Below are 23,015 nucleotides of genomic sequence, written 5' to 3' on the forward strand. Positions count from 1 at the left end.
GCGGCGCGAAATGCTCGGACGGCGTTGAAATAAGCGACAATCGCGGAATTGCTTACCGCCATTGTCTCGTCCCGGGCCCCCCAATGCCGCTGAATATACCGATCCTGCTGACCTGGCTCCGCGTTGCCATGATTCCTCTCGTGGTGGGGGTGTACTACCTGCCCGAGGCATGGCTGCCGATGCACGCCAAGAACATGACGGCCGCCGGTTTCTTTATCGTGGCGGCGGTCACCGACTGGCTGGACGGCTTCCTGGCCAGGCGCTGGAACCAGACTTCGTCCTTCGGCGCCTTCCTCGACCCCGTGGCCGACAAGCTGATGGTGGCGGCGGCGCTGCTTTCGCTGCTGGCGCTGGGCCGGGTCGCCGACCTGATCGCGCTGGTCATCATCGGCCGCGAGATCACCATCTCGGCGCTGCGCGAGTGGATGGCGCAGATCGGCGCGTCCAAGAGCGTGGCCGTCAATTTCCTCGGCAAGCTCAAGACCACTTTCCAGATGATCGCCATCCCGCTGCTGCTGTTCAACGACAGCCTGCTCGGCATCGTCGACGCTTCCGTGCTCGGTACGTGGATGATCTACGTGGCGGCGTTCATGACGCTGTGGTCGATGTTCTATTACATGAAGCTCGCGTGGCCGCAGATCCGCGAGCGCAGCGGCATGGGCGGACAGGCCACCGTACAAAAATGATGTTTCGGTGAAAATATGCTTGACGAGGATGTTCCGGTTTGCAATAATCCTGTTCTCGCTTCTGACGAAACAAACCGAACGAAGCGAAATACGGCAAGAACGCATCGAGATGGCAGCAGTATCGGCACAGAAGTTGCGTTTTAGCCAAGAAGTCGGCAGGAACATGCGGGAGTAGCTCAGTTGGTAGAGCGCAACCTTGCCAAGGTTGAGGTCGCGAGTTCGAGACTCGTCTCCCGCTCCAGTTTTTGCGATGTTCGCCAGCGTGGGTGTATGCCGCGCGATGGTCGGCAGGCTTCGGCAGTACGGCAGTAATCAGCAGTATCCAATGCGGGAGTAGCTCAGTTGGTAGAGCGCAACCTTGCCAAGGTTGAGGTCGCGAGTTCGAGACTCGTTTCCCGCTCCAGGTCCCAAAGGGAAGCGCCGCTTCCCTTTTTGTTTGTGATGGTGGCGCGTGGCGCGGCCCCGGCAGGGTCGGTCGATAGCGGCTACAATCCAGCAGCAAAGTCACCCGGCGGGGTGGCAGAGTGGTCATGCAGCGGCCTGCAAAGCCGTGTACGCCGGTTCGATTCCGACCCCCGCCTCCAGCATCCAGTAGTCCAGTAGTCCAGTAGTCCAGCACAAGAGCGCTACCCTCACCGGTGGCGCTTTTTGCTTTCCGGGTGCCGCCGCCTCGCGATCCTCCGGCTCGCTTCTTCCTCTTTCCCGTTCATCCCTTCCCTGTGTTGCCCGCTCGCGCACGCGTTGGGCGTGTGTTTTCGTCTTTCTGGAAGCGCAGTCGCGCAGGCTGCGCGACACCCGATCCGGCACTGCCGGCGTCGATGCCGGCGCCTCCGCGGCCTTGCTGCCGATCGCGTCGCGGGCCTTGTCGTGGAGCCTATGGGGCCACAATGCGCGTCGATTCCGCGCTTTGCCGCGCGGATGATCGTGTTACATTGCATGCGTAGTCTTCACGGGGTGCCCGGCGCAGTCCGGTCCGGGCCGCGCGCCATTGCCGCATCATTGCCGCATTGTCGTGCTCGCCGGCCGGCGCCGCGTTGCCGCCCCGGGACTGCTGCAAGACTTCCGTTCCCGTTCTCCCTCGATCAGCGTGGCATCTCCCTGGCCTCCCGGCGCCGACGCCGCCGTGGCGTGCGTGAGGTTTCGCGTCCCCGGCGTGCCGGCCGCTTAGGGGGTGGGCGGGCCGTCCGGCCAATGCCGTCATGGCAACCCACGAGGAACCCCCCACGCATGCATCACGCTACCCCGCTCATCAGCACCATCGTCGGCGGTCTTGTCCTGGCATTCATCCTTGGCGCCCTGGCCAACCGGCTCAAGCTGCCTCCGTTGATCGGCTATCTGTGCGCCGGGATCGTGGTCGGGCCGCATACGCCCGGCTACACCGCGGACCAGGCGCTGGCGCCGGAGCTGGCGGAGCTGGGCGTGATCCTGCTGATGTTCGGGGTCGGCCTGCATTTCTCGCTGAAGGAGCTGATGGCGGTGAAGAGGATCGCCATCCCGGGCGCGGTGGTGCAGATCGCCATCGCCACGGCGCTCGGCATGGGCGCGGCGTGGGGCTTCGGCTGGCAGTGGGGGCCAGGGCTGGTGTTCGGGCTGGCGCTGTCGGTGGCCAGCACGGTGGTGCTGCTCAAGGCGTTGCAGGAGCGCGACCTGGTGGCGTCGCCGCAGGGGCGCATCGCGGTGGGCTGGCTGATCGTGGAGGACCTGGCGATGGTGCTGACGCTGGTGCTGCTGCCCGCGGTCGCCGGGCTGCTGATGCCGGTGGGGGAGGGTGCCGAGGCGGTGGCCGCGCCGAGCTCCGGCGAGATCCTGTTTACCGTGTTCTCCACGCTGGGCAAGGTCGCGGCGTTCGTCGCGGTGATGCTGGTGGTGGGCCGCCGCTTCATTCCGTGGATGCTGGAGCGCATCGTCTGGACCGGCAGCCGCGAACTGTTCCGGCTCGCGGTGCTGGCCACGGCGCTGGGCGTGGCGTTCGGCGCCTACTCGCTGTTCGGCGTGTCGTTCGCGCTCGGCGCGTTCTTCGCCGGCATGGTGCTGGCCGAATCGGAGTTCAGCCACCGCGCGGCCGAGGAGTCGCTGCCGCTGCGCGATGCGTTCGCGGTGCTGTTCTTCGTCTCGGTCGGCATGCTGTTCGATCCCGTGGTCCTGATCAACGACCCGTGGGGCGTGCTGGCCACGCTGTTCATCATCGTGGTGGGCAAGTCCGTGGCGGCGCTGTGCATCGTGCGCGTGTTCGGGTATTCCACGCGCACCGGCATGACCATCGCGGTCAGCCTGGCGCAGATCGGCGAGTTCTCGTTCATCCTCGCCGGCCTCGGCGTCTACCTGAAGATCCTGCCGGAACGCGGCCAGGCGCTGATCCTGGCCGGCGCGCTGCTGTCGATCGTGCTCAATCCGCTGCTGTTCCACCTGCTCGACCGCTATACCGCGCGGCAGCAGGACGAGGGCGATCCGCAGCCGGCCTGATGGCCGGGCGATCGCTGGGCCGATCGTCCAGCTGACAGTCGGGCCGATAGCAGGGCCGATCGTCGGGCTGGCCTGCTAGCCCGCGGCGGCTTGCCCCGGGGCGGCCGCGCGGCGCAGGTATTCGGTGAAGGCCAGCAGGCCCTGCGTGGGGTACTTGTCCTGGTGCACCACCAGTTGCAGCGGCCTGACCACCTCGGGCAGCCCGTCGCGCAGCGCCACCAGGGTGCCGTGCTTCAGCTCGTCTTCCACCACCTGCAGCGACAGGCAGCTGACGCCGTAGCCGCTCATCACGGCCCGCTTGATCGCCTCGGTATTGCCCAGCTCCAGCGCGAAGCGCAGCTCGCCCAGCAGCGGCGCGAGCCGCTGCTCGATGATCTCGCGCGTGCCCGAGCCGGGCTCGCGCACCACCCAGTCCGCGTCGCGCAGGGCGGCCAGGTCGCCCGGCTTGCCGGCCAGCGGATGCGCCGGGCTGACCACCACCGCCATTTCGTCGTCGCGCCAGTGCGCGCTGCGCAGGTCGCGCTCGTGGCAGGTACCTTCGATTAGGCCGATGTCCGCCTCGAAATGCAGCAGGGCCTGCAGCACGTCGCGCGTGTTGCCGATGCGCATGTCCAGCGCGCACGGCCCGCTCTGCGCGTGGCGGAAGCCCGCCAGCAGGCCGGGCAGGATGTAGCTGCCGATGGTGTTGCTGGCGGCGATGCGCAACTGTATGCCGGGTTGGACCGTGAAGTGCTCCAGCTCGTGGGCCTGGTCCAGCAGCGAGAGCGCGCGCGGGAAGAACAGCCGGCCCGACTCGTTGATGCTGAGCCGGCGCGCGACGCGGTCGAACAGGGCGCCGCCCAGCGCGGCTTCGAGGTCCGCCAGCGCCGCGCTGACGGCCGACTGGGACATGGCCAGCGCCTCGGCGGCGGCCACGGTGCTGCCATGCTGGGCGACGGCGACGAACACGGAGAGCTGGCGCAGGGTCAGCCGGAGCGGGCGCTGGTTCATATCTGGAATTCAGGTAAGGTATAACGATATTACCCGTTTTACAGGTTTGTGGCGGCTACGTACTCTGTGGACATCATCCACCAGCGCCCCGCCGCCACCCGGCGGCAGGGGCGGAGAGCCCCGCCCGCCATGTCGCCCACGCCCTCGACCGCAACCGCCAACCTCGGCGCCATGCCGCCTTCCTGGGCCGCGCGCCTGCTGACGCTGGTGCCGCTCGGCTTCATCGCCTGGCTGGCGATGGTCTTTTCGGCGCATCCCGCGGTGTCCCACCTCGGCATGAGCGCGCTGACGCTGGCGATGTTCGCCGGCATGGTGGCCGGCAACACCTTGCCGCAGCGCTGGCTGGTGCCACTGGCGCCGGGCATGCAGGTGGCCCGGCATCACCTGCTGCGGCTCGGCGTCGCGCTGTACGGCCTGCGCCTGACCTTCGGCGCCATCGCCGATCTCGGCGTGGCCGGGGTGCTGGTGCCGCTGGCCATGCTGGTGGCGACGCTGCTGGTGGGGGTCTGGGCCGGCACCGCGCTGCTGGGCCTGAGCCGCCGCGAGGCGATCCTGGTGAGCGCGGGCAGCGCGGTCTGCGGCGCCGCCGCGGCCATCGCGGTGGCGTCGGTGGTACGCACCGACGACCGCCAGACCGCGGTGGCCGTCGCCACCGTGGTGCTGTTCGGCACGGCCGGCATGCTGCTCTATCCCTACCTGTTCGAGGTCGCCACGCGGCATCTGCACTGGGCCGTCAGCGAGCGCACCTTCGGCATCTACACGGGCGCCACGCTGCACGAGGTGGCCCAGGTCATCGCCTCCGGCAAGATGGTCAGCGATGCCACCGCCGACGCCGCCGTGGTGGCGAAGATGGTGCGGGTGCTGGCGCTGGGTCCGCTGCTGCTGGTGCTGGCGCTGTGGCCGAAGCTGCATGCCGAGGGCGAAGGCGAGCGCGCGGGCGGCGCGCGCCCGTGGCGCGCGATCCTGAAGGCCGTGCCGTGGTTTGCGGTGGGATTCGTGGCGGTGATGGCGGCGCATTCCGCCGGGCTGGTGCCGCCGGCGTGGAAGCCCGGCTTGCTGTCGCTGGACAACTGGCTGCTGGCCTGCGCGATGCTGGCGATCGGCCTGCACACGCGCATCGGCACGCTGCTGCATGCCGGGCGCAAGCCGCTGGTGCTGGCGGGCTTGCTGTTCCTGTTCCTGATGGCCGGTGGCGCGGCGCTTTGCGCGGCAGTCGCCTGAGCCGGCGCTGTGCTGCTGGTGCGGCCGACGGGGGTCGAACCCGTAAGCCCGTAAAGGCGGCAGATTTTAAGTCTGCTGAGTCTACCAATTTCTCCACGGCCGCACGGCAAGCCCGGTATTGTGGTCGGTTGGGCGCGGTGATGCAAGCTTGGCGCGGGACAGCCGCGATGCGGCGGGAGGCGCGCAGATGCCGCCCGGATGTGCCGGTTGTTACGCCCGGTAACAATGTAGAACCCCCGGTTTCACCTGGATTGGCGGCAGTCTCTACAATATGACTTATCGAATAACGACTTGCAGGGGCAAAGATCATGAAACGCTGGTTGCTCGCAGGACTTGCAGTGCTTGGGGTGCTTTCGTCGGGCGCGGCAATGGCGCATGTCAATGTCGGCCTGTCGATCGGCGTCCCCGGCGTGGTGGTTGGCGGCCCGGCATACTATCCGGCGCCCGCCTATGTCGCGCCGCCGGTGGTGATGGCGCCCGCTCCGGTCTACTATGGCCCGCCGCCGGTGGTGGTACGCCCGGCGCCGGTCTATTACGGTCCGGGCTACTATGGCCCGCGCTACTACGGCCGCGGCTACTACGGCCCGCCGGGACGCTGGGGGCATGAGCATCGCCACTGGCGATAAGCATGAACGATCTGCTTCGCGCAGCGTCACAAAAGGGCCCCTCGGGGCCCTTTGACATTTGGGGCCGCGGCCGGCGGATGGCCGAATGACGCGGCAAAGCGGCAAGTGGTTCCCGCGAGATGATCGGGGTCAAAATATTTGAACAGACAAGTCAAACGGCAGGTTAGATCGTTATTAGGGTTTCCACCTACACTACTTGTGTTGCACCGCGATGAAATGATTTCGCAAAGTCCTGTCATCCGGTGCCCCTCCAGCACAGTACCTACCCAAAGGATCAGACCATGAAGATCAAGAACAGCCTGGTGACGATCGCCGCCTTGACCGCCCTCTCCGCCCTTTCCGCTTCCGCATTCGCCGCTGGCACCGGCAAGGCCGATCCGTACACCGATGGCGCCAAGCTTGGCAAGGTCGATCCGTACACGGACGGCGCCAAGTTCGGCAAGGTGGACCCGTACACCGACGGCGCCAAGTTCGGCAAGGTTGACCCCTACACGGACGGCGCCAAGGTTAGCGACCGCCGCGACTCGTTCACCGACGGGGCCTGAGTCTTCCGCAGGTTCAAGCGCGCCAACGCAGCAACGCAAGCAGCAAGCAAGAAACCCGCTCCGGCGGGTTTTTTGCTTTTTCGCGCGCGCGGGGCGGCCCGTGGCAATGCTGGCGGCCGGGGCGCTATACTTCCGGCTCGTTGAACTGATTCACCGAAATGAACTTCGAGGAGAGTGGTATGCAGCAAAAAACCGTGCTGACGGCAGACGATGTGAAGAAGGTACTGGCCGCAGCAGAGGTCGAAGCCAAGAATCACCAGTGGGCCGTGTCGATCGCCATCGTGGACGATGGCGGCCACCTGCTGGCCCTGCAGCGCCTGGACGGCGCCGCGCCGATCTCGAGCTACATCGCCACCGAAAAGGCGCGCACGGCGTCGCTGGGCCGCCGCGAGTCGAAGATCTACGAAGACATGATCAACAACGGCCGCCAGTCGTTCATGACCGCGCCGGTGCTGCAAGGCATGCTGGAGGGCGGCGTGCCCATCGTCGTCAACGACCAGGTGGTGGGCGCTGTCGGCGTGTCCGGCGTGAAGTCGACCGAAGATGCGCAGATCGCGCGGGCCGGCATCGCGGCCCTGGGCGTCTGAGCCCAGGCTTCCGAGCCGTAGACGCGCGCAGCAGAAGCGCGTAGTAGAAGCGCGCAGTAGAGGCGCGCAGTAGAGGCGCGCAGTAGAAGCGTTCACCGGCAGCGGGCATCCTCGCTGCCGGCATCAGGGTGAGGGCCGCGGCGCGTTGCCGCCATGTCCCGTTCCTCGCCGCTCCCACCCGTGCCGTGGCCTGTCGATGGCCCGGCACGTGGCCTGCCGGTCCCGGCAGGCATCTCGCCCGTTCCCGTCCGTTCCCGTTCGCAAGCCGCGTAGTGGCGCGACCTGCCATGCTTGCGCAGGCGGGTGCTCGCGCCCATGCGCAAGCGCGGACGGCGCGCGGCTTACTTCGTCAGGATCAGCTTGCCGTAGCGCGTGATGCGCAGCGTGTAGACCTCGCCGTTATGCAGGATCGGCAGCACGTTGTTGCCGCGCATCAGCGTTTCCAGCGGCACCGCTTCGCTGGCCTGCGCCACCGGCAGGCTGTCGCGCACGAGGGCCTCGAGGCGGGCGGGCAGGGCGGCCACGGCGGACTTCATCGATTCGATCGCCGTGCTGGCCGCGGTCTCGCGCCGCGACGGCGTGCGCGAGCTCGGATTGACTTCGATCCGGCGCAGCGAGAGGCGGCGGCGAGTCACGGCGGGTTGCGACATCGGCAGGGTCAGGGTGCTCATCGGAGGGCTCCGGTGCGTTGGCTGGCGGCGGCGCGCGCTGCGCGCCATCACCAGCGGGGTTCAAGTTGTCCTTATCTTAAATGAGAACAGTTATCATTACAATAGTGTTTTTCGATGGAACCGCATGGAAACGCCGCGCCGGCGCCGGATGCGGCGAGGGCGGCGCGCCAAGCAAAAAGGGCACCCCTCGGGAGTGCCCTTTTGCTTGCCGATCGGTCCGGCCGCTCAGTGCTTCGGCTCGGTGATGAAGCCGATCTTGCCGAGCCCGCCGTGCTGCGCGGCGGCCATGACTTCGGCCACGCGCTCGTAGCGCACGTCGCGGTCGGCGCGCAGGTGCAGTTCCGGCTGGGGCTGCTGCTGCGCGGCTTCGGCGATGTTGGCGCCGAGCGTCTGCTCGTCGACCTCGGTCTGGTTCCAGAAGACCTTGCCGCTGGCATCGATCGACACGTTGATGCTCTGCGGCTTCGGATCGTTGGGCGTGTTGGTCGCGCGCGGCAGGTCGATCTTGACCGCGTGATTGATCACGGGAATGGTGATGATGAAGATGATCAGCAGCACCAGCATGACGTCGACCAGCGGCGTCATGTTGATCTCGCTCATTACCTCGTCATCGTCTGAGTCGAGGGTACCGAATGCCATGATGACTTCCTTCTTGCCTTGCTGCGGGCCTTACGGGTTCTTGACGGCGAGGCGCATACCGCTGTCGTCGGTAGCGCCACGGGCGTTGCTCGGACGCACGCGGGCGCCGGTCACGAAGTAGGCGTGCAGGTCGTGGGCGAAGCGGTTGAGCTTGGAGATCACGCCCTTGTTGCCGCGGCTCAGCGCGTTGTAGCCGAGCACCGCCGGAATCGCCACGGCCAGGCCGAAGGCGGTCATGATCAGCGATTCGCCGACCGGGCCGGCCACCTTGTCGATGGTCGGCACGCCCGAGGCGCCGATGTTGATCAGTGCGTGATAGATGCCCCACACGGTGCCGAACAGGCCGACGAACGGCGCGGTCGAGCCGACCGAGGCCAGCACGGCGAGGCCGGACTGCATGCGCGCCACGGCGTCGTCGATGGCGCTCTTGAGCGAGCGGGTCAGCCAGTCGGAGATGTCCATCACGTCATGCAGCTGGGGCTGGCTGGCGCGGTGGTGCTGGGCGGCTTCCTTGCCGGTCACGGCGAGCGAGCGGAACGGGTTGGCGTCGTTGCCGCCGAGCGTCTCGAGGGCGTGGTCGAAATCGTCGGAATGCCAGAAGCGCTTCTCCGCGCCGTGCGCCATCTTCTTCAGGCGGATCAGGTCCCACGCCTTGGTGAGGATGACGATCCACGAAGCCAGCGACATGATGAGCAGAATGATGGCGGTGGCGCGCATGACGAAATCGCCTTGCGTCCAGAGGTGCGAGAGTCCGAGGTCCTGCATGATGGTTCCTGGTGAGGTCGGTATTGAAATCAGTTGAGTTCGAAGCCGATCGGCTGCTGGGCGGTGACCGCCACGGCGCGACCGTTGTCCATGTATGGCTTGCAGCGCATGCGCTGGACCGCGTCCACGGCGGCCTGGTCCAGGCGCGACGAGCCGCTCGACGAGACGATGGCGGTCTTCACCACCTTGCCGCTTTCGTCGGTGGTCAGCCGGACCACGGCCTTGCCGGTCTCACCCATGCGGCGCGATTGCGACGGATAGGCCGGCTGCGGCGGCGTGCACTGGATCTCGCCGATGCCGACGGCGCGCGGCGCGGCCGATGCCGGCGCGGGCGGCTCGGGTGCCGGGGCGGGCGGAGCCGGAGGCGCGGGCGGTGCCGGCGGCGCCTCGATGGCGTTGGGCGTGGGCGGCAGCGACGGCACCGGCAGCGGCGTGGGCCGGGGCTGCGGCGGCGTCGGTTTCGGCGTAGTGACCTTGACCTGCTTGGGCGGCGTTTCGGGCTTGGGTTTGGGGGTCTCGACGGCAGGCTTCTGCGGCGGCTCGAGCGGAATGATGCGGGCGATGATCTCGGGCGCGATCACGGCTTCCGTGATTTTGCGCCCCAGCCCGCTCTGGATCAGGTAAAGCAGGCCGACGTGGAACAGCAGGACGGCTAGCGTGATCTTGAAAAAACGTTGATCGAACATGTGAAAACAACGGATGTCGGCGGTCTGGCGCGGCGCCGGCTTTATTAGCGATAGGGCCTATTTGCGATAGAACAGGATCAGCGAGATGCCACAACCGACCAGCAAGCTAAGCAGCAATTCCATGATAAACGCTCCTTCAACAGGTATGCCGGTGGGAGCGCCGCTCTAGGGGGCAGCGTGTCAGCTTGCAAGTATAAACGATAATGATTCTTATTTGTTAGCATTTTGTGCAATGCAGCCGGGCATTCCCGCCGGCTTGTTGCGCGCCGGCGCGGCAATCGGCGCGGCAGCCGGTTCCGGGTCGCATCGCGGCGCTGCACAAGTCGTCTTTATACGCCGATTTCGCCGCGATTTCGCGCCGCGCTCCCGCCCCGCGACCGGACGCCGCGCCCGAATGCGCTCCGGCGCACGGCACAGGGTTGCCGGCAATGCCCGATCTGCCACAAAGCGCGCTAGCATAGGAAAAAGACGAGCAATTCGCCGCGCCGCCCACGGCGCCGGCGCCCCCGTGCGAGAGGATCAGGCTATGGACTTCACCCGTTGCGCCGATGATGACCGCTCCACGCTGCTGCGTGCCGCCGCTGTCTCGCCGGGCACCTCCGCGCTCGACTGGATGTGCGCCCAGTTCGCCCTGCGCGTGGTGTGCGCGCTGGGGCCGCGCTTCAACCTGCGCAGCAACATCAACGACATCCTGACCGTCAGCGCCCAGGACATGGTGTGGCCCTACGGCGTGGTGCTGCGCGTGCAGCGCTTCCTGGCCGCGCGCTGCGCCGACATGCCGGCCTGGAAGGGCGCCGCGCGCCTGACCCCGGAGGAATTCCTCGAGCGGCACGGCCAGTGGAACAGCGCCTTCGACGAAAGCGCGCTGTTCTATTACCTCGACGAATACGTCAAGCACCACGCCAAGGACATGTTCGCCGTGTTCGACGTCTCGGCCGCGGCGCTGGCCGCGCGGCTGGACGGCGAGCGCGTGCTGCTGGTGCGCAATATCGACATGCTCAGCCACGTGCTGGACCTGCCCGAGCACGAGCGCAAGCTGCTGCTGTACGCCGCGCTGGCCAAGTACAAGCGCGACCTGCGCGCCGTGATGGTGGACTGCAAGGTGGCGCACAGCCAGGAGGCCTTCCAGATCCTGGCCGGGCTGACCGGCGCCAGCCCAGCGGCGGTGGCCGCCTCGCTGCGGCCCGGCTCGCGCCTGGAGACGCTCAACCTGATCGAGCAGCCGCTGCCCGAGAACAGCGTGACCGACCTCGGCGACCTGATGCGCCTGTCCGACCGCCTGCTGCACGTGCTGCTGGGCAACTACGCCGACGAGGCGGAGATGATGGCGGTGTTCACGCGCCCCGCCGCGGCGCCCACGCTGGGCACCGGCGACTATCCGCACGTGGAGACCGATGCGCGCTATCTCTCGGCGCTGCTGGCCAACGCCACCAGCCAGCACGCCTGCGGGGTCAACGTGCTGATCTACGGCCCGCCCGGCACCGGCAAGACCGAGTTCGCCAGGCTGCTGGCGCGCGAGGCCGGCTGCGAGCTGTACGAGGTGGACTGTCTCGACCGCGACGGCAACAGCCTCTCGGGCAAGGACCGCTATCGCTCGCTGCAGGTGTCGCAGGCATTCCTGCGCGGCCGCCCGCACACGGCGCTGCTGTTCGACGAGGTGGAAGACGTGTTCCCCGGCAGCACGCGCGAGCTGACCAGCCTGTTCGGCCAGGAAGACCCGCGCGGCTCGGTCAACGGCAAGGCCTGGGTCAACCAGACGCTGGAGCAGAACCCGGTGCCGGTGATCTGGATTTCCAATTCGATCCGGCAGATCGATCCGGCCTACCTGCGCCGCTTCCAGTTCCACCTGGAGCTGAAGATTCCGCCGCCGCAGGTGCGCGAGAACATCATCCGCAAGCATCTCGGCGCGCTCGACGTGAGCGATGCCTTCATCGCCACGCTGGCCGCGCGCAAGACGCTCACGCCGGCGCAGGTGCAGTCGGCCGCGCGCTTCGTGCAGCTGGCGCGCACGGGCGTGGCCGAGCCGGTGGAGGCGCTGATCCTGCGCCAGCTCGACCATGCCGACCGCGCGATGGGCCTGCGCCCGGAGGTGGAAGGGCGGCCGCTGGTGACGCATTACCGGCTCGACTACCTCAACCTGGAGACGCGCTACGACGTGGGCAAGATCGTGCAGGCGCTCAAGGCGCGCGAGCGCGGCACGCTGTGCTTCTACGGGCCGCCCGGCACCGGCAAGACCGCGCTGGCCGAGCACATCGCCGCGGCGCTGGAGCAGCCGCTGATGATCCGCCGCGCGTCCGACCTGATGAGCAAGTACGTGGGCGAGACCGAGCAGCAGATCGCGGCGATGTTCGCGCGCGCCGAGGAGGAGGGCGCGGTGCTGCTGCTCGACGAGGCCGACAGCTTCATGCAGAGCCGCCAGAACGCCGTGCGCAACTACGAGGTGTCCGAGGTCAACGAGATGCTGCAGGGCATGGAGCGCTTCAACGGCATCTTCGTGTGCACCACCAACCTGTTCGAGCGCATCGACGAAGCCGCGCTGCGGCGTTTCTCGTTCAAGATCCGCTTCCTGCCGCTCAAGCCGGAGCAGCGCGCCGCGATGTTCGTGGAAGAAGCGCTCGACGGCGACGCCGCGCGCCTCGACAGCGCCATGCGCGAGGAACTGGCGCACCTGGACTGCCTGACGCCGGGCGACTTCGCCACGGTCAAGCGCCAGTGCGTGCTGCTGGGAGAGTCGCTGACGCCCGACGAATTCCTCGCGCAACTGCGCCAGGAGCATGCGGTCAAGCCCGACGTGCGGCAGCGCAGGCCGCTGGGCTTCCTGCAGTAGCGTGGGCGCGCGCCGGGGTCAGGCCAGCGCGGGAGCCGGCTCGATCGACACGGTTTGCGCGTCGGCCTCCACGTGCAGCAGCGCGGCGGCCATCGCGCGCAGGTGCGCGGCGTCCTTGGTGGAGGCATAGCGGTCGCGCGGCACCGCGCCGGCATCGGCGGCCAGGCCGTGCTCGCCAAGCTTGCGCTGCAGCTGGCGCGCGATGGCGCTGCCGGTGTCGACCAGCGCCAGCCGGTCTCCCACCATGCCGTGGATCGCCTCCGCCAGGAACGGGTAGTGGGTGCAGCCCAGCACCAGCGTGTCGGCGCCGGCCGCGAGCATCGGCGTGAGATAGGCGTCGAGCTTCTCGCGCACGGCGGGGCCGGCCACGTCGCCTTCCTCGATCAGCGCGACCAGGCCGCTGCCGGCCTGGCAGAGAAAGCGGCTCTCGCCATCGAGCGAGGCCAGCAGCCGCGCGAACTTCGCGCTCCTGAGCGTGTTGCCGGTGGCCAGCACGCCGACCACCTTGCTGCGGCTCGCCGCGGCCGCCGGCTTGAGGCCGGGCTCGACGCCGATGATCGGCAGCGCCAGCCGCTCGCGCAGCGTGTGCACCGCGTGCATGGTGGCCGTGTTGCAGGCGATCACCAGCGCCTTGCAGCCTTGCGCCACCAGCCATTCGCAGGCCTGCAGCGTGCGCGCCTCGACGAAGCGCTCGGGCTTCTCGCCATACGGGTTGTACTTCGAGTCGGCGAGGTACAGCAGCGACTCATGCGGCAGCAGCGCGCGGACCTCGCGCAGCACGGACAGGCCGCCGAGGCCGGAGTCGAAGATGCCGATGGGTGCGTTGTTCACGGATGGCGTGTGGCGTATGGGAAAAAATTCGGGGCCCGCATGCAAAAAGCCGGGTCGGCGACCCGGCTCTCTACAGCGGCATGGCTGTCGCGGAAGCGGCCCGGATTATGCCGCGGCGACCGGGATCTTGCCGATCTTGGCCTGCCATTCGGCGGGGCCGGTCTTGTGCACCGAGGTGCCTTCGCTGTCCACGGCCACCGTCACCGGCATGTCCTTGACGTCGAACTCGTAGATGGCTTCCATGCCCAGGTCCGCGAAGCCGACCACCTTGGCTTCCTTGATCGCCTTGGCCACCAGGTAAGCCGCGCCGCCGACCGCCATCAGGTAGGCCGACTTGTGCTTCTTGATCGCCTCGATCGCCACCGGGCCGCGCTCGGCCTTGCCGATCATCGAGATCAGGCCGGTCTCGGCCAGCATCATCTCGGTGAACTTGTCCATGCGCGTGGCGGTGGTCGGGCCGGCCGGGCCGACCGCTTCGTCGCGCACCGGGTCGACCGGGCCGACGTAGTAGATCACGCGGTTCTTGAAGTCCACCGGCAGTTTCTCGCCCTTGGCCAGCATGTCGGCGATGCGCTTGTGCGCGGCGTCGCGGCCGGTCAGCATCTTGCCGTTGAGCAGCAGGGTCTGGCCCGGCTTCCACGACGCCACTTCCTCGGGCGTGAGCGTGTTCAGGTCGACGCGCTTGGAGGTTTCGGTGTTGGGCGCCCACTCGACCTTCGGCCATTGCGACAGGTCCGGCGCTTCCAGCCTGGCCGGGCCGCTGCCGTCCAGCGTGAAGTGCGCGTGGCGCGTGGCCGCGCAGTTCGGGATCATCGCCACCGGCTTGGAGGCCGCGTGGGTCGGGTAGCCCATGATCTTGACGTCGAGCACGGTGGCCAGGCCGCCCAGGCCCTGCGCGCCGATGCCCAGCGCGTTGACCTTCTCGTACAGCTCCACGCGCAGTTCCTCGATCCAGTCGCGCGGGCCGCGCGCGATCACGTCCTGGATGTCGATCGGGTCCATCAGAGATTCCTTGGCCATGACCATCGCCTTCTCGGCGGTGCCGCCGATGCCGATGCCCAGCATGCCGGGCGGGCACCAGCCGGCGCCCATCGTCGGCACGGTCTTGAGCACCCAGTCGACGATGGAGTCGGACGGGTTGAGCATGACGAACTTCGACTTGTTCTCCGAGCCGCCGCCCTTGGCCGCGACCTGGATGTCCACCGTGTTGCCGGGCACCACTTCATAGTGGATCACGGCCGGGGTGTTGTCGCGGGTGTTCTTGCGGCCGCCTTCGGGCGGGTTGACGATGGAGGCGCGCAGCACGTTGTCCGGATGGGTGTAGCCGCGGCGCACGCCTTCGTTGATCATGTCCGACAGCCCCATGGTGGCGCCGTCCCAGCGCACGTCCATGCCCACCTTGACGAAGATCGTGACGATGCCGGTGTCCTGGCAGATCGGGCGCTTGCCCTCCGCGCACATGCGGCTGTTGGTCAGGATCTGCGCGATCGCGTCCTTGGCGGCCGGACTCTGCTCCAGCTCATAGGCGCGGCCCAGGCTGGTGATGTAGTCCATCGGGTGGTAATAGCTGATGTACTGCAGGGAGTCGGCGACACTCTGGATGAGGTCTTCTTGTTTGATGACGGTCATTTTTGTGGGGGACAGGCGAGGGGAAATTCAACTCGGAATGATACACCCGCGCGGCGGCGTCGCGGCATGCGCATGCGCATGCCGGCAACGCCGCGGGTGATGCCGGGGCCGCATCGCGCGGCCCGCCGGGCGTTCCGGCGGCAGGCCGAAAAAAACCGCAGCCGGGGCCGCGGTCTGGTGGCCTCGCCGGGAGCGCCTTCAGTGCGCCTTGCCGGGCGCGGGGTGCGACACCAGCTTGTCGACGTAGGCCATCGCCACCGCCGAGAGCAGGAAGGCGAGGTGGATGATGACCTGCCACATGATGGTGTTCGGCGCGCGCTGGTCGGCGTCGATGAAGGTCTTGAGCAGGTGGATCGACGAGATGCTGATCAGCGCCATCGACAGCTTGACCTTGAGCACGCCGGCGTTGACGTGGTCGAGCCATTCCGGTTCGTCCGGATGGTTGTCCAGCCCCAGGCGCGAGACGAAGGTCTCGTAGCCGCCCACGATCACCATGATCAGCAGGTTGGAGATCATCACCACGTCGATCAGGCCCAGCACCACCAGCATGAACTTGGTCTCGTCGTATTCGGTGGCGTGCGCCACCAGGTGCCAGACTTCCACGCCGAAGTGATAGACGTAGACCGCCTGCGCGACGATCAGGCCGAGGTAAAGCGGCAGCTGCAGCCAGCGCGAGGAAAAGATCACGCTGGCCAGCGGGCCGAGCCGCCGGGGCTGGTTCGACATGGGATTCGATGCCATTGGGGTTGAAAGCGGAATGTAAGGGAAGGGTTGCAATTGTACATTGCGCATATTTCGCGAATCGCGCGTTTTGCACCCTGGCCGGCCTTCAACCTGTTCAGCCGCCGCGATCTTGCCCGGCGCCGGCCGCCGCGCCGGCGCCGTCGCGCCACGTGCGCCGGGCGAGCGGGCCGGGCCAGCTCGCCAGCACGATGCCGGCCAGCACGCAGGCCAGCGCCACGCCATGCGCCCAGCCCGGCTTCTCGCCGAGGAAGACGATGCCGTAGGTGGCCGCCGCGACCGGCAGCACCGCGGTGAACACGCCGGCCAGTTGCGCGGGCACGTGGCGCACGCCCTTCATCCACAGCCAGAACGAGAAGATGCTGGCCGACAGCGCGTACCACAGCAGCATCAGCCAGATGCCGGGCGGGACCGAGGCCATGTCGAACGTGAGCAGCGGCACCAGCCCCAGCGGCAGCATCAGCAGGCCGCCGATCAGGTGCGTGTAGGCGCAGATTTCGATCGCCGCCAGCGTCTGCGCCAGCCGCCGCGACAGGATCACGTAGATCGATTCGCAGATCACCGCGCCCATGATCATCAGGTTGCCGAGCAGCGCCTGCCCGCCGTCGGTCCCGCCGTCGGTCCCGCCGCCGGCGCCGTGCCCGGTGCCGCGCGCCACGTTCAGCACCGCGATGCCCGCCACCGCCAGCAGCACCGACAGCACGGTGCGGCGCGACAGCCGCTCGCGCAGGACCAGCCACGACAGCAGCGCCACCGTGGCCGGGATGGTGCTGGTGATCACGCCCGCGGCCATCGCGCTGGTCAGGCGCACGCCGCCCAGCATCAGCAGCGTGAACAGGAAGGTGCCGAAGAACGCCTGCAGGAACAGGTTGAGCCACTCGCCGCGCGACACCGCGCGCATGCGCGCGGGCCGGTACCACGGCGCCAGGCACACGATGGCGATGGCAAAGCGCAGCAGCGCGAACAGCAGGATCGGCACGTAGGCCACGATGGCTTTGCCCAGTCCGACATTGCTGCCGACCAGGGCCATCGCGGCGATCAGGAGGAGGGAGTGGACGGGCAAGTCGTGGACGGCCAAGTCGGCTCGGCGGGCGGCGTGCGGCGCGCGCAAACTCCGCGAATGTCGCAGCGCCGTGTTCGGAATAGGGCTCGCGGCATTATAGCTGTGCTAGCCTAATGGAGAAGGCTGCACATCGGCATGCGGGCGCCGCGATCGCGCCACCCGCGTTGCCGGCGCAACGCTCGCCGATGCTGCGCCGCACGCAAGCGGCATGCTGCATTGCAGCAGCCGGACCCGGCCCGGCGGGGGCCTGAAAACCCCCGGCGGCACGTCAGGTTTAAGTAAGCCGTCGGGCGTAAGTTTGCAGCCACGCAGCCACACCATATCAGGAGACAAACAAATGTCCGCCATCGAATCGGTGATGCAGGAGCATCGCGTTTTCAATCCCCCGGAGTCGTTCGCAAAGCAGGCCGCGGTGCCAAGCATGGAGGCCTACCGGGCGCTGTGCGATGAAGCGGAGCGTGACTACGAGGGCTTCTGGGCGCGGCATGCGCGCGAACAGCTGCACTGGAGCAAGCCTTTCACCAAGGTGCTCGACGAAAGCAACGCGCCGTTCTACAAATGGTTCGAGGACGGCGAGCTCAACGCCTCCTACAACTGCCTCGACCGCAACCTCGCCAACGGCAACGCCGACAAGGTGGCGATCGTGTTCGAGGCCGACGACGGCGCCGTCAGCAAAGTCACCTACCGCCAGCTTCACACCAAGGTCTGCCAGTTCGCCAACGGCCTCAAGGCGCTCGGCATCAGGAAGGGCGACCGCGTCGTCATCTACATGCCGATGTCGGTCGAAGGCGTGGTGGCCATGCAGGCCTGCGCGCGCATCGGCGCCACCCACTCGGTGGTGTTCGGCGGCTTCTCCGCCAAGTCGCTGCAGGAGCGTCTGGTGGACGTCGGCGCGGTCGCGCTGATCACCGCCGACGAGCAGATGCGCGGTGGCAAGGCGCTGCCGCTCAAGGCCATCGCCGACGAAGCGCTCGCGCTGGGCGGCTGCGAAGCCGTGAAAAGCGTCATCGTGTATCGCCGCACCGGCGGCAAGGTCAACTGGACCGAAGGCCGCGACCGCGCGATGGACGACGTCGCCAAGGGCCAGCCCGAGACCTGCGAAGCCGAGCCGGTCAGCGCCGAGCACCCGCTGTTCGTGCTCTACACCTCCGGCTCCACCGGCAAGCCCAAGGGCGTGCAGCACAGCACTGGCGGCTACCTGCTGTGGGCGCTGATGACGATGAAATGGACTTTCGACATCAAGCCCGACGACCTGTTCTGGTGCACCGCCGACATCGGCTGGGTCACGGGCCACACCTACATCGCCTACGGCCCGCTCGCCGCCGGCGCCACCCAGGTGGTGTTCGAAGGCGTGCCCACGTATCCCAACGCCGGCCGCTTCTGGGACATGATCGCGCGCCACAAGGTCAGCATCTTCTACACCGCGCCGACCGCGATCCGCTCGCTGATCAAGGCCGCCGACGCCGACGAGAAGGTCCATCCGAAGCAGTACGACCTGTCCAGCCTGCGCCTGCTCGGCACCGTGGGCGAGCCGATCAACCCGGAAGCCTGGATGTGGTACCACCACAATATCGGCAACGAGCGCTGCCCGATCGTGGACACCTTCTGGCAGACCGAGACCGGCGGCCACATGATCACGCCGCTGCCGGGCGCCACGCCGCTGGTGCCGGGCTCGTGCACCTTGCCGCTGCCCGGCATCATCGCCGCCATCGTCGACGAGACCGGCCAGGACGTGCCCAACGGCAGCGGCGGCATCCTCGTCGTCAAGCGCCCGTGGCCGTCGATGATCCGCACCATCTGGGGCGATCCGGACCGTTTCAAGAAGAGCTACTTCCCCGAGGAACTCGGCGGCAAGCTCTACCTTGCCGGCGACGGCTCGATCCGCGACAAGGAAACCGGCTACTTCACCATCATGGGCCGCATCGACGACGTGCTCAACGTCTCGGGCCACCGCATGGGCACGATGGAGATCGAGTCGGCGCTGGTGTCCAACCCGATCGTGGCCGAGGCCGCCGTGGTGGGCCGCCCCGACGACATGACCGGCGAGGCCATCTGCGCCTTCGTGGTGCTCAAGCGCTCGCGCCCGACCGAGGAAGAAGCCAAGCAGATCGCCACCGAGCTGCGCAACTGGGTCGGCAAGGAGATCGGCCCGATCGCCAAGCCCAAGGACATCCGCTTCGGCGACAACCTGCCCAAGACCCGCTCCGGCAAGATCATGCGGCGCCTGTTGCGCTCGCTGGCCAAGAACGAGGAAATCACCCAGGACACCTCGACCCTGGAAAACCCCGCCATCCTGGACCAGCTCAAGCAGGTCCAGTAAGCAGGGCACGCACCGGCCGGCCGGTACGCCACGCGCGTGCCGGCCGGCCGTTTCCGCATCCGCGGCGCCAGTCCAACCACGCATCCCATGCCCGACGAACAGTCGCGCTTCCGCCGCCGGCTGCTGCTCTACTACGGCTTGTTCACCGTCGGCCTCTTCACGTTCATCGGCATGATGGGCCTGCTGGAGCATTCCAGCGGCGACGCGCTCTGGCTCGGCTACGTCTTCCTGTTCGTCACCATCGCCATCTATGCGTGCATCGGGCTGATCTGCCGCACCTCCGACCTCAATGAATACTACGTGGCGGGGCGCCGCGTGCCCGCCATGTTCAACGGCATGGCCATCGCCGCCGACTGGATGAGCGCCGCGTCCTTCATCGGCCTGGCCGGCATCCTGTTCGCCTCGGGCTACGAAGGGCTCGCCTACGTGATGGGCTGGACCGGCGGCTACTGCCTGGTCGCCTTCCTGCTCGCGCCCTACCTGCGCAAGTACGGCGGCTACACCATCCCCGACTTCCTCGCCGCGCGCTACGGCAACGGCAAGCCCGGCGGCAACCTGCCGGTGCGCGCGATCGCCGTGCTGGCCGCCTCGCTCTGCTCCTTCGTCTACCTGGTGGCGCAGATCCAGGGCGTAGGGCTGATCGTCACGCGCTTCATCGGCGTGGAGTTCGCCGTCGGCGTGTTCTTCGGCCTGGCCGGCATCCTGGTCTGCTCGTTCCTCGGCGGCATGCGCGCGGTCACGTGGACCCAGGTCGCGCAATACATCATGCTGATCGTCGCCTTCCTGGTCACGGTGTCGATGATCGCGTGGAAACATCATCACGACGCGCTGCCCCAGCTCAGCTATGGCAAGCTGCTCTCGCAGCTCGACACGCGCGAGCGCGAGATAGAGCGCGACCCGGCCGAGCAGGTCGTGCGCGAGTTCTACCGCCAGCAGGCCATCCGCATGCAGGAACGCATCGCCCGGCTGCCGCAGTCGTTCGCCGAGGAACGCGACGCGCTGTCCGCGCGGCTGCAGGAACTGCGCCTGCGCAACGCGCCGCTGCGCGAGATCAAGACCGTCGAGCGCGAGCGCATCGAATTCCCGCGCGACGTCGCCGCGGCGCAGCTGCAATGGAGCCAGCAGCGCGAAGAAGCGCTCGCGCGCAGCCAGCCGTCCACGCCCTCCACCGAACCCTATCCCTCCGCCTCCGAGCAGGAGCGCAAGACCAAGCGCCTCAACTTCGTGCTGCTCGTATTCTGCCTGATGCTCGGCACCGCCAGCCTGCCGCACATCCTCACGCGCCTCTACACCACGCCGTCGGTCAAGGAAACGCGCAGCTCCGTGGCCTGGGCCGTGTTCTGCATCGCGCTGCTCTACGTCTCCGCGCCCACGCTCGCCGCGCTGGTGAAATACGAATTCTTCCAGCACCTGGTCGGCACTCCCTACGCCGAACTGCCGCAGTGGGTAGTGCAATGGCGCAAGGTCGACCCGCCCGTGTTCGGCATCCGCGACGTCAACGGCGACGGCATCGTGCAGTGGGCCGAGATCCTGATCCAGCCCGACATGATCGTGCTCGCCGCGCCCGAGATCGCCGGCCTGCCCTACGTCATCTCCGGCCTCGTCGCCGCCGGCGCGCTCGCCGCGGCGCTCTCCACTGCCGACGGCCTGCTGCTCACCATCGCCAACGCGCTCTCGCACGACGTCTTCTATCACATGATCGACCGCACCGCGAGCCACCAGCGGCGCGTCACCACCGCCAAGATCGTCCTGCTCGGCGTCGCGCTGTTCGCCTCGTACGTCACCTCGCTGCGGCCCGGCAACATCCTCTTCCTGGTCGGCGCCGCCTTCTCGCTGGCCGCCTCCAGCTTCTTCCCGGTACTCGTGCTCGCCATCTTCTGGCGCCGCACCACCGCCGCCGGCGCGGTCGCCGGCATGACCGCCGGCCTCGGCGTGGCGGTCTACTACATCTTCGTCAACTACCCGTTCTTCACTCGCATGACCGGCATCTTCGGCAACCGCTGGTTCGGCGTCGACCCCATCGCGTCAGGCGCCTTCGGCGTCCCCGCCGGCTTCGCCGTCGCCATCCTCGTCAGCCTGCTGACCCCGCGCAACGCGCCCGTGATCGACCGCCTCGTGACCTACCTGCGACGTGGCTGACGGACCGCTTCACGAAACACTGGAATTGCCGGACAAGTCTGTTATAATCGCCGACTTCCCGGAGAGATGGATGAGTGGTTTAAGTCGCACGCCTGGAAAGCGTGTATAGGTTAATAGCCTATCGGGGGTTCGAATCCCCCTCTCTCCGCCAAGAATGAAAAAAGCCCTGTAAGTCAATGACTTACAGGGCTTTTGTTTTTTGGCTCGTCATGAGCGCGCCACGTCGCCAAGCAGTTTTGGCTGCGCGCAAAAAAATGCTGGAAGAGCAGCGTTGTCCTGCCTCATGGCAAGCGGCGGCGGCGCCGGGTACACCCTGGTTCACCGTCTCATGCCGACATTGATCACGCCAGCATGGCGTGACGCGGGGAAAACGAGCGCCGCAGTTCGGTGCTCGAACTGGCTCGGCGCAATATATCAATACGTGGAGGGCACGCCAATCGATATTCTTTAGCGTGAAATTTACGTTTCTCTTGCTTTCGTATTGCCAAATGGCATATCGCTGCCACGCTCAGAAATCCGAATTCCTGTTGCGCCAAATTAAAGCTGGTGCGTGGGCCAAGGATCTAATCAACGATATCCTTGAGTCCATAACTCAGCCAGACGATCCCATGCTCGACGAGCCTGCCTCGATCATTGCGCAGTTCGCCGCTGCTCCTCCTGCGGGTCCGATGCTCAGAGTACGATTTCCTTCCGCTCCTTGGTCGCTGCGTCTATGAGGTTCTCATCGCGGGAGTGTCACCTGTTCATAGCATAGTGGGCAGGGCAAAAAAATATCGTGATGGATATTAATCGATAACCTCCGGTCGAGATTTACGATAAATCGCCCATTCACATAAGAGAAAATCAATAAGATTTAACGCTATTTTTCGTGTGTTTTATTGCAGTGAAATATAAAAATAGCTCTCACTCTGTCGACGCAAGAAATTGATCACCGAGAGACACCAGGAAACCTGTTTGATTTTCAGGCTGGCGTCAGCTTGGCCGGGTCTACTAGGCGACATGGTTATCGTCATGGAAAGACATCCGATGGAACACAAGGTCCAGCACTACTCAAGATTCATGATCGTTCTGCACTGGCTTACCGCGCTCTGCGTGGGGATCGCATGGTTGCTCAGCGAGGGTGGGCCGGCGGTCGTGCGCAATCCGCCGACGTGGCATTTCATGTTCGGACTGGCCGTGCTGCTGCTGGTAGTGCCGCGTATCGGCGCGCGGCTGGCTGGTGGCGCGCCTCCGCTCGACGCGGGCAGCTCGCCGTTGCTGCAGCTTGCCGCCAAGGTTGGTCATGGGGTGCTTTATCTGTTCCTGATCGCCATGCCGTTGACGGGCTGGTACGCCGCCTCGGCGCTGGGTATCCCGGTTACGGTGTTCGGGGTGGCCTTGCCGGCGCTGACGGATCCGGTCCAGCCGCCACCGGGCTTCGTTGCTGAACTCCACAGCACGGGCGGTTCCGTGTTTCTGGTCATCGCGGGCCTGCACGGACTCATGGCGCTGTATCACCATTTCGTGCTGAAGGACGACACGCTGCGGCGCATGACACCCTGACCCGGCCGCGTTGCGCTGTCGATGCCTGCCGCCGGCCGTGGCTG

At 66.9% G+C, this 23,015-nt stretch carries 19 protein-coding genes and 5 tRNA genes; 14 read left to right on the plus strand and 10 right to left on the minus strand.

The window, feature by feature from the left end; translation table 11 throughout:
* Positions 1–83 precede the first annotated feature (83 nt).
* The 5 genes from pgsA to AC3WXD_RS08985 all read left to right on the plus strand — a co-directional run bounded on the left by pgsA (position 84) and on the right by AC3WXD_RS08985 (position 3,149).
* Positions 84–686 (plus strand): CDP-diacylglycerol--glycerol-3-phosphate 3-phosphatidyltransferase, encoded by a 603-nt coding sequence (pgsA, locus tag AC3WXD_RS08965; RefSeq protein WP_020205126.1) that lies wholly within the window; start codon positions 84–86, stop codon positions 684–686.
* A 165-nt stretch (positions 687–851) separates the two neighbouring features.
* Positions 852–927, plus strand: a tRNA-Gly gene (locus tag AC3WXD_RS08970).
* 86 nt (positions 928–1,013) lie between these two features.
* Positions 1,014–1,089, plus strand: a tRNA-Gly gene (locus AC3WXD_RS08975).
* A gap of 107 nt (positions 1,090–1,196) precedes the next feature.
* Positions 1,197–1,270, plus strand: a tRNA-Cys gene (locus AC3WXD_RS08980).
* Positions 1,271–1,913: 643 nt separating this feature from the next.
* Positions 1,914–3,149, plus strand: a complete 1,236-nt coding sequence (locus AC3WXD_RS08985; protein ID WP_020202254.1) for a cation:proton antiporter domain-containing protein — start codon at positions 1,914–1,916, stop codon at positions 3,147–3,149.
* A 75-nt stretch (positions 3,150–3,224) separates the two neighbouring features.
* On the opposite strand, the gene AC3WXD_RS08990 is transcribed toward AC3WXD_RS08985, so the two are convergent.
* Positions 3,225–4,139 (minus strand): LysR family transcriptional regulator, encoded by a 915-nt coding sequence (locus AC3WXD_RS08990; protein WP_059415466.1) that lies wholly within the window; start codon positions 4,137–4,139, stop codon positions 3,225–3,227.
* A gap of 129 nt (positions 4,140–4,268) precedes the next feature.
* Here AC3WXD_RS08990 and AC3WXD_RS08995 point away from each other — a divergent pair, with 129 nt between their 5' ends.
* Positions 4,269–5,360: a YeiH family protein gene (locus tag AC3WXD_RS08995; RefSeq protein WP_059415463.1), complete on the plus strand. Its 1,092-nt coding sequence runs from the start codon at positions 4,269–4,271 to the stop codon at positions 5,358–5,360.
* Positions 5,361–5,376: 16 nt separating this feature from the next.
* Here AC3WXD_RS08995 and AC3WXD_RS09000 read toward each other — a convergent pair.
* Positions 5,377–5,463: transfer RNA gene (locus AC3WXD_RS09000), tRNA-Leu, on the minus strand.
* Between the two features lie 205 nt (positions 5,464–5,668).
* Here AC3WXD_RS09000 and AC3WXD_RS09005 point away from each other — a divergent pair.
* From AC3WXD_RS09005 to AC3WXD_RS09015, 3 genes are all read left to right on the plus strand, one after another.
* Positions 5,669–5,986, plus strand: coding sequence for a hypothetical protein (locus AC3WXD_RS09005; protein ID WP_029043434.1), 318 nt, complete (start codon positions 5,669–5,671; stop codon positions 5,984–5,986).
* A gap of 281 nt (positions 5,987–6,267) precedes the next feature.
* Positions 6,268–6,531 carry a hypothetical protein gene (locus AC3WXD_RS09010; RefSeq protein WP_020202259.1) on the plus strand — a complete coding sequence of 88 codons (264 nt, stop codon included), beginning with the start codon at positions 6,268–6,270 and terminating at the stop codon, positions 6,529–6,531.
* 179 nt (positions 6,532–6,710) lie between these two features.
* Positions 6,711–7,118: a heme-binding protein gene (locus tag AC3WXD_RS09015; protein WP_020202260.1), complete on the plus strand. Its 408-nt coding sequence runs from the start codon at positions 6,711–6,713 to the stop codon at positions 7,116–7,118.
* A gap of 341 nt (positions 7,119–7,459) precedes the next feature.
* Here AC3WXD_RS09015 and AC3WXD_RS09020 read toward each other — a convergent pair whose 3' ends face one another.
* The 4 genes from AC3WXD_RS09020 to AC3WXD_RS09035 form a co-directional block, all read right to left on the minus strand.
* Positions 7,460–7,789, minus strand: a complete 330-nt coding sequence (locus AC3WXD_RS09020) for a hemin uptake protein HemP (RefSeq protein ID WP_020202261.1) — start codon at positions 7,787–7,789, stop codon at positions 7,460–7,462.
* 225 nt (positions 7,790–8,014) lie between these two features.
* Entirely contained in the window at positions 8,015–8,428 is a 414-nt protein-coding gene (locus AC3WXD_RS09025) for an ExbD/TolR family protein (protein ID WP_492323540.1), read from the minus strand.
* A gap of 30 nt (positions 8,429–8,458) precedes the next feature.
* Positions 8,459–9,193, minus strand: coding sequence for a MotA/TolQ/ExbB proton channel family protein (locus AC3WXD_RS09030; protein WP_020202263.1), 735 nt, complete (start codon positions 9,191–9,193; stop codon positions 8,459–8,461).
* Positions 9,194–9,222: 29 nt separating this feature from the next.
* Positions 9,223–9,879, minus strand: coding sequence for an energy transducer TonB (locus tag AC3WXD_RS09035; protein WP_020202264.1), 657 nt, complete (start codon positions 9,877–9,879; stop codon positions 9,223–9,225).
* Between the two features lie 1,324 nt (positions 9,880–11,203).
* On the opposite strand from AC3WXD_RS09035, the gene AC3WXD_RS09040 reads away from it, so the two are divergent.
* Positions 11,204–12,706, plus strand: a complete 1,503-nt coding sequence (locus tag AC3WXD_RS09040) for an AAA family ATPase (RefSeq protein ID WP_492323591.1) — start codon at positions 11,204–11,206, stop codon at positions 12,704–12,706.
* 18 nt (positions 12,707–12,724) lie between these two features.
* On the opposite strand, the gene murI is transcribed toward AC3WXD_RS09040, so the two are convergent.
* From murI to AC3WXD_RS09060, 4 genes are all read right to left on the minus strand, one after another.
* The gene (gene murI, locus AC3WXD_RS09045) at positions 12,725–13,537 is read right to left on the minus strand and encodes a glutamate racemase (RefSeq protein ID WP_020202266.1); all 813 of its coding nucleotides are present in this window, start codon (positions 13,535–13,537) and stop codon (positions 12,725–12,727) included.
* A gap of 105 nt (positions 13,538–13,642) precedes the next feature.
* A complete protein-coding gene (locus tag AC3WXD_RS09050; RefSeq protein WP_020202267.1) occupies positions 13,643–15,166 on the minus strand; it encodes a fumarate hydratase in 1,524 nt (507 codons plus the stop codon).
* A 198-nt stretch (positions 15,167–15,364) separates the two neighbouring features.
* Positions 15,365–15,892, minus strand: a complete 528-nt coding sequence (locus tag AC3WXD_RS09055) for a TIGR00645 family protein (protein WP_020202268.1) — start codon at positions 15,890–15,892, stop codon at positions 15,365–15,367.
* A gap of 112 nt (positions 15,893–16,004) precedes the next feature.
* A complete protein-coding gene (locus tag AC3WXD_RS09060) occupies positions 16,005–16,985 on the minus strand; it encodes a DMT family transporter (RefSeq protein WP_492323541.1) in 981 nt (326 codons plus the stop codon).
* A 322-nt stretch (positions 16,986–17,307) separates the two neighbouring features.
* On the opposite strand from AC3WXD_RS09060, the gene acs reads away from it, so the two are divergent.
* The 4 genes from acs (at position 17,308) to AC3WXD_RS09080 (ending at position 22,971) form a co-directional block, all read left to right on the plus strand.
* A complete protein-coding gene (gene acs, locus AC3WXD_RS09065) occupies positions 17,308–19,290 on the plus strand; it encodes an acetate--CoA ligase (protein ID WP_020202270.1) in 1,983 nt (660 codons plus the stop codon).
* 87 nt (positions 19,291–19,377) lie between these two features.
* On the plus strand, positions 19,378–21,429 hold the full coding sequence (locus tag AC3WXD_RS09070) for a VC_2705 family sodium/solute symporter (protein ID WP_020423735.1): 2,052 nt from the start codon (positions 19,378–19,380) through the stop codon (positions 21,427–21,429).
* A 60-nt stretch (positions 21,430–21,489) separates the two neighbouring features.
* A tRNA-Ser gene (locus AC3WXD_RS09075) sits at positions 21,490–21,580 on the plus strand.
* Positions 21,581–22,455: 875 nt separating this feature from the next.
* On the plus strand, positions 22,456–22,971 hold the full coding sequence (locus AC3WXD_RS09080) for a cytochrome b (RefSeq protein ID WP_492323542.1): 516 nt from the start codon (positions 22,456–22,458) through the stop codon (positions 22,969–22,971).
* Positions 22,972–23,015: the final 44 nt, after the last annotated feature.

This window comes from Cupriavidus sp. FW216-B1, from assembly GCF_058789195.1.

Excerpts from the sequence above, each read along its gene's own strand:
- pgsA (WP_020205126.1), top strand. The coding sequence starts at position 84 with ATGCCGCTGAATATACCGATCCTGCTGACCTGGCTCCGCGTTGCCATG.
- AC3WXD_RS08985 (WP_020202254.1), top strand. The coding sequence starts at position 1,914 with ATGCATCACGCTACCCCGCTCATCAGCACCATCGTCGGCGGTCTTGTC.
- AC3WXD_RS08990 (WP_059415466.1), bottom strand. The coding sequence starts at position 4,139 with ATGAACCAGCGCCCGCTCCGGCTGACCCTGCGCCAGCTCTCCGTGTTC.
- AC3WXD_RS08995 (WP_059415463.1), top strand. The coding sequence starts at position 4,269 with ATGTCGCCCACGCCCTCGACCGCAACCGCCAACCTCGGCGCCATGCCG.
- AC3WXD_RS09005 (WP_029043434.1), top strand. The coding sequence starts at position 5,669 with ATGAAACGCTGGTTGCTCGCAGGACTTGCAGTGCTTGGGGTGCTTTCG.
- AC3WXD_RS09010 (WP_020202259.1), top strand. The coding sequence starts at position 6,268 with ATGAAGATCAAGAACAGCCTGGTGACGATCGCCGCCTTGACCGCCCTC.
- AC3WXD_RS09015 (WP_020202260.1), top strand. The coding sequence starts at position 6,711 with ATGCAGCAAAAAACCGTGCTGACGGCAGACGATGTGAAGAAGGTACTG.
- AC3WXD_RS09020 (WP_020202261.1), bottom strand. The coding sequence starts at position 7,789 with ATGAGCACCCTGACCCTGCCGATGTCGCAACCCGCCGTGACTCGCCGC.
- AC3WXD_RS09025 (WP_492323540.1), bottom strand. The coding sequence starts at position 8,428 with ATGGCATTCGGTACCCTCGACTCAGACGATGACGAGGTAATGAGCGAG.
- AC3WXD_RS09030 (WP_020202263.1), bottom strand. The coding sequence starts at position 9,193 with ATGCAGGACCTCGGACTCTCGCACCTCTGGACGCAAGGCGATTTCGTC.
- AC3WXD_RS09035 (WP_020202264.1), bottom strand. The coding sequence starts at position 9,879 with ATGTTCGATCAACGTTTTTTCAAGATCACGCTAGCCGTCCTGCTGTTC.
- AC3WXD_RS09040 (WP_492323591.1), top strand. The coding sequence starts at position 11,204 with ATGGCGGTGTTCACGCGCCCCGCCGCGGCGCCCACGCTGGGCACCGGC.
- AC3WXD_RS09050 (WP_020202267.1), bottom strand. The coding sequence starts at position 15,166 with ATGACCGTCATCAAACAAGAAGACCTCATCCAGAGTGTCGCCGACTCC.
- AC3WXD_RS09055 (WP_020202268.1), bottom strand. The coding sequence starts at position 15,892 with ATGTCGAACCAGCCCCGGCGGCTCGGCCCGCTGGCCAGCGTGATCTTT.
- acs (WP_020202270.1), top strand. The coding sequence starts at position 17,308 with ATGTCCGCCATCGAATCGGTGATGCAGGAGCATCGCGTTTTCAATCCC.
- AC3WXD_RS09070 (WP_020423735.1), top strand. The coding sequence starts at position 19,378 with ATGCCCGACGAACAGTCGCGCTTCCGCCGCCGGCTGCTGCTCTACTAC.
- AC3WXD_RS09080 (WP_492323542.1), top strand. The coding sequence starts at position 22,456 with ATGGAACACAAGGTCCAGCACTACTCAAGATTCATGATCGTTCTGCAC.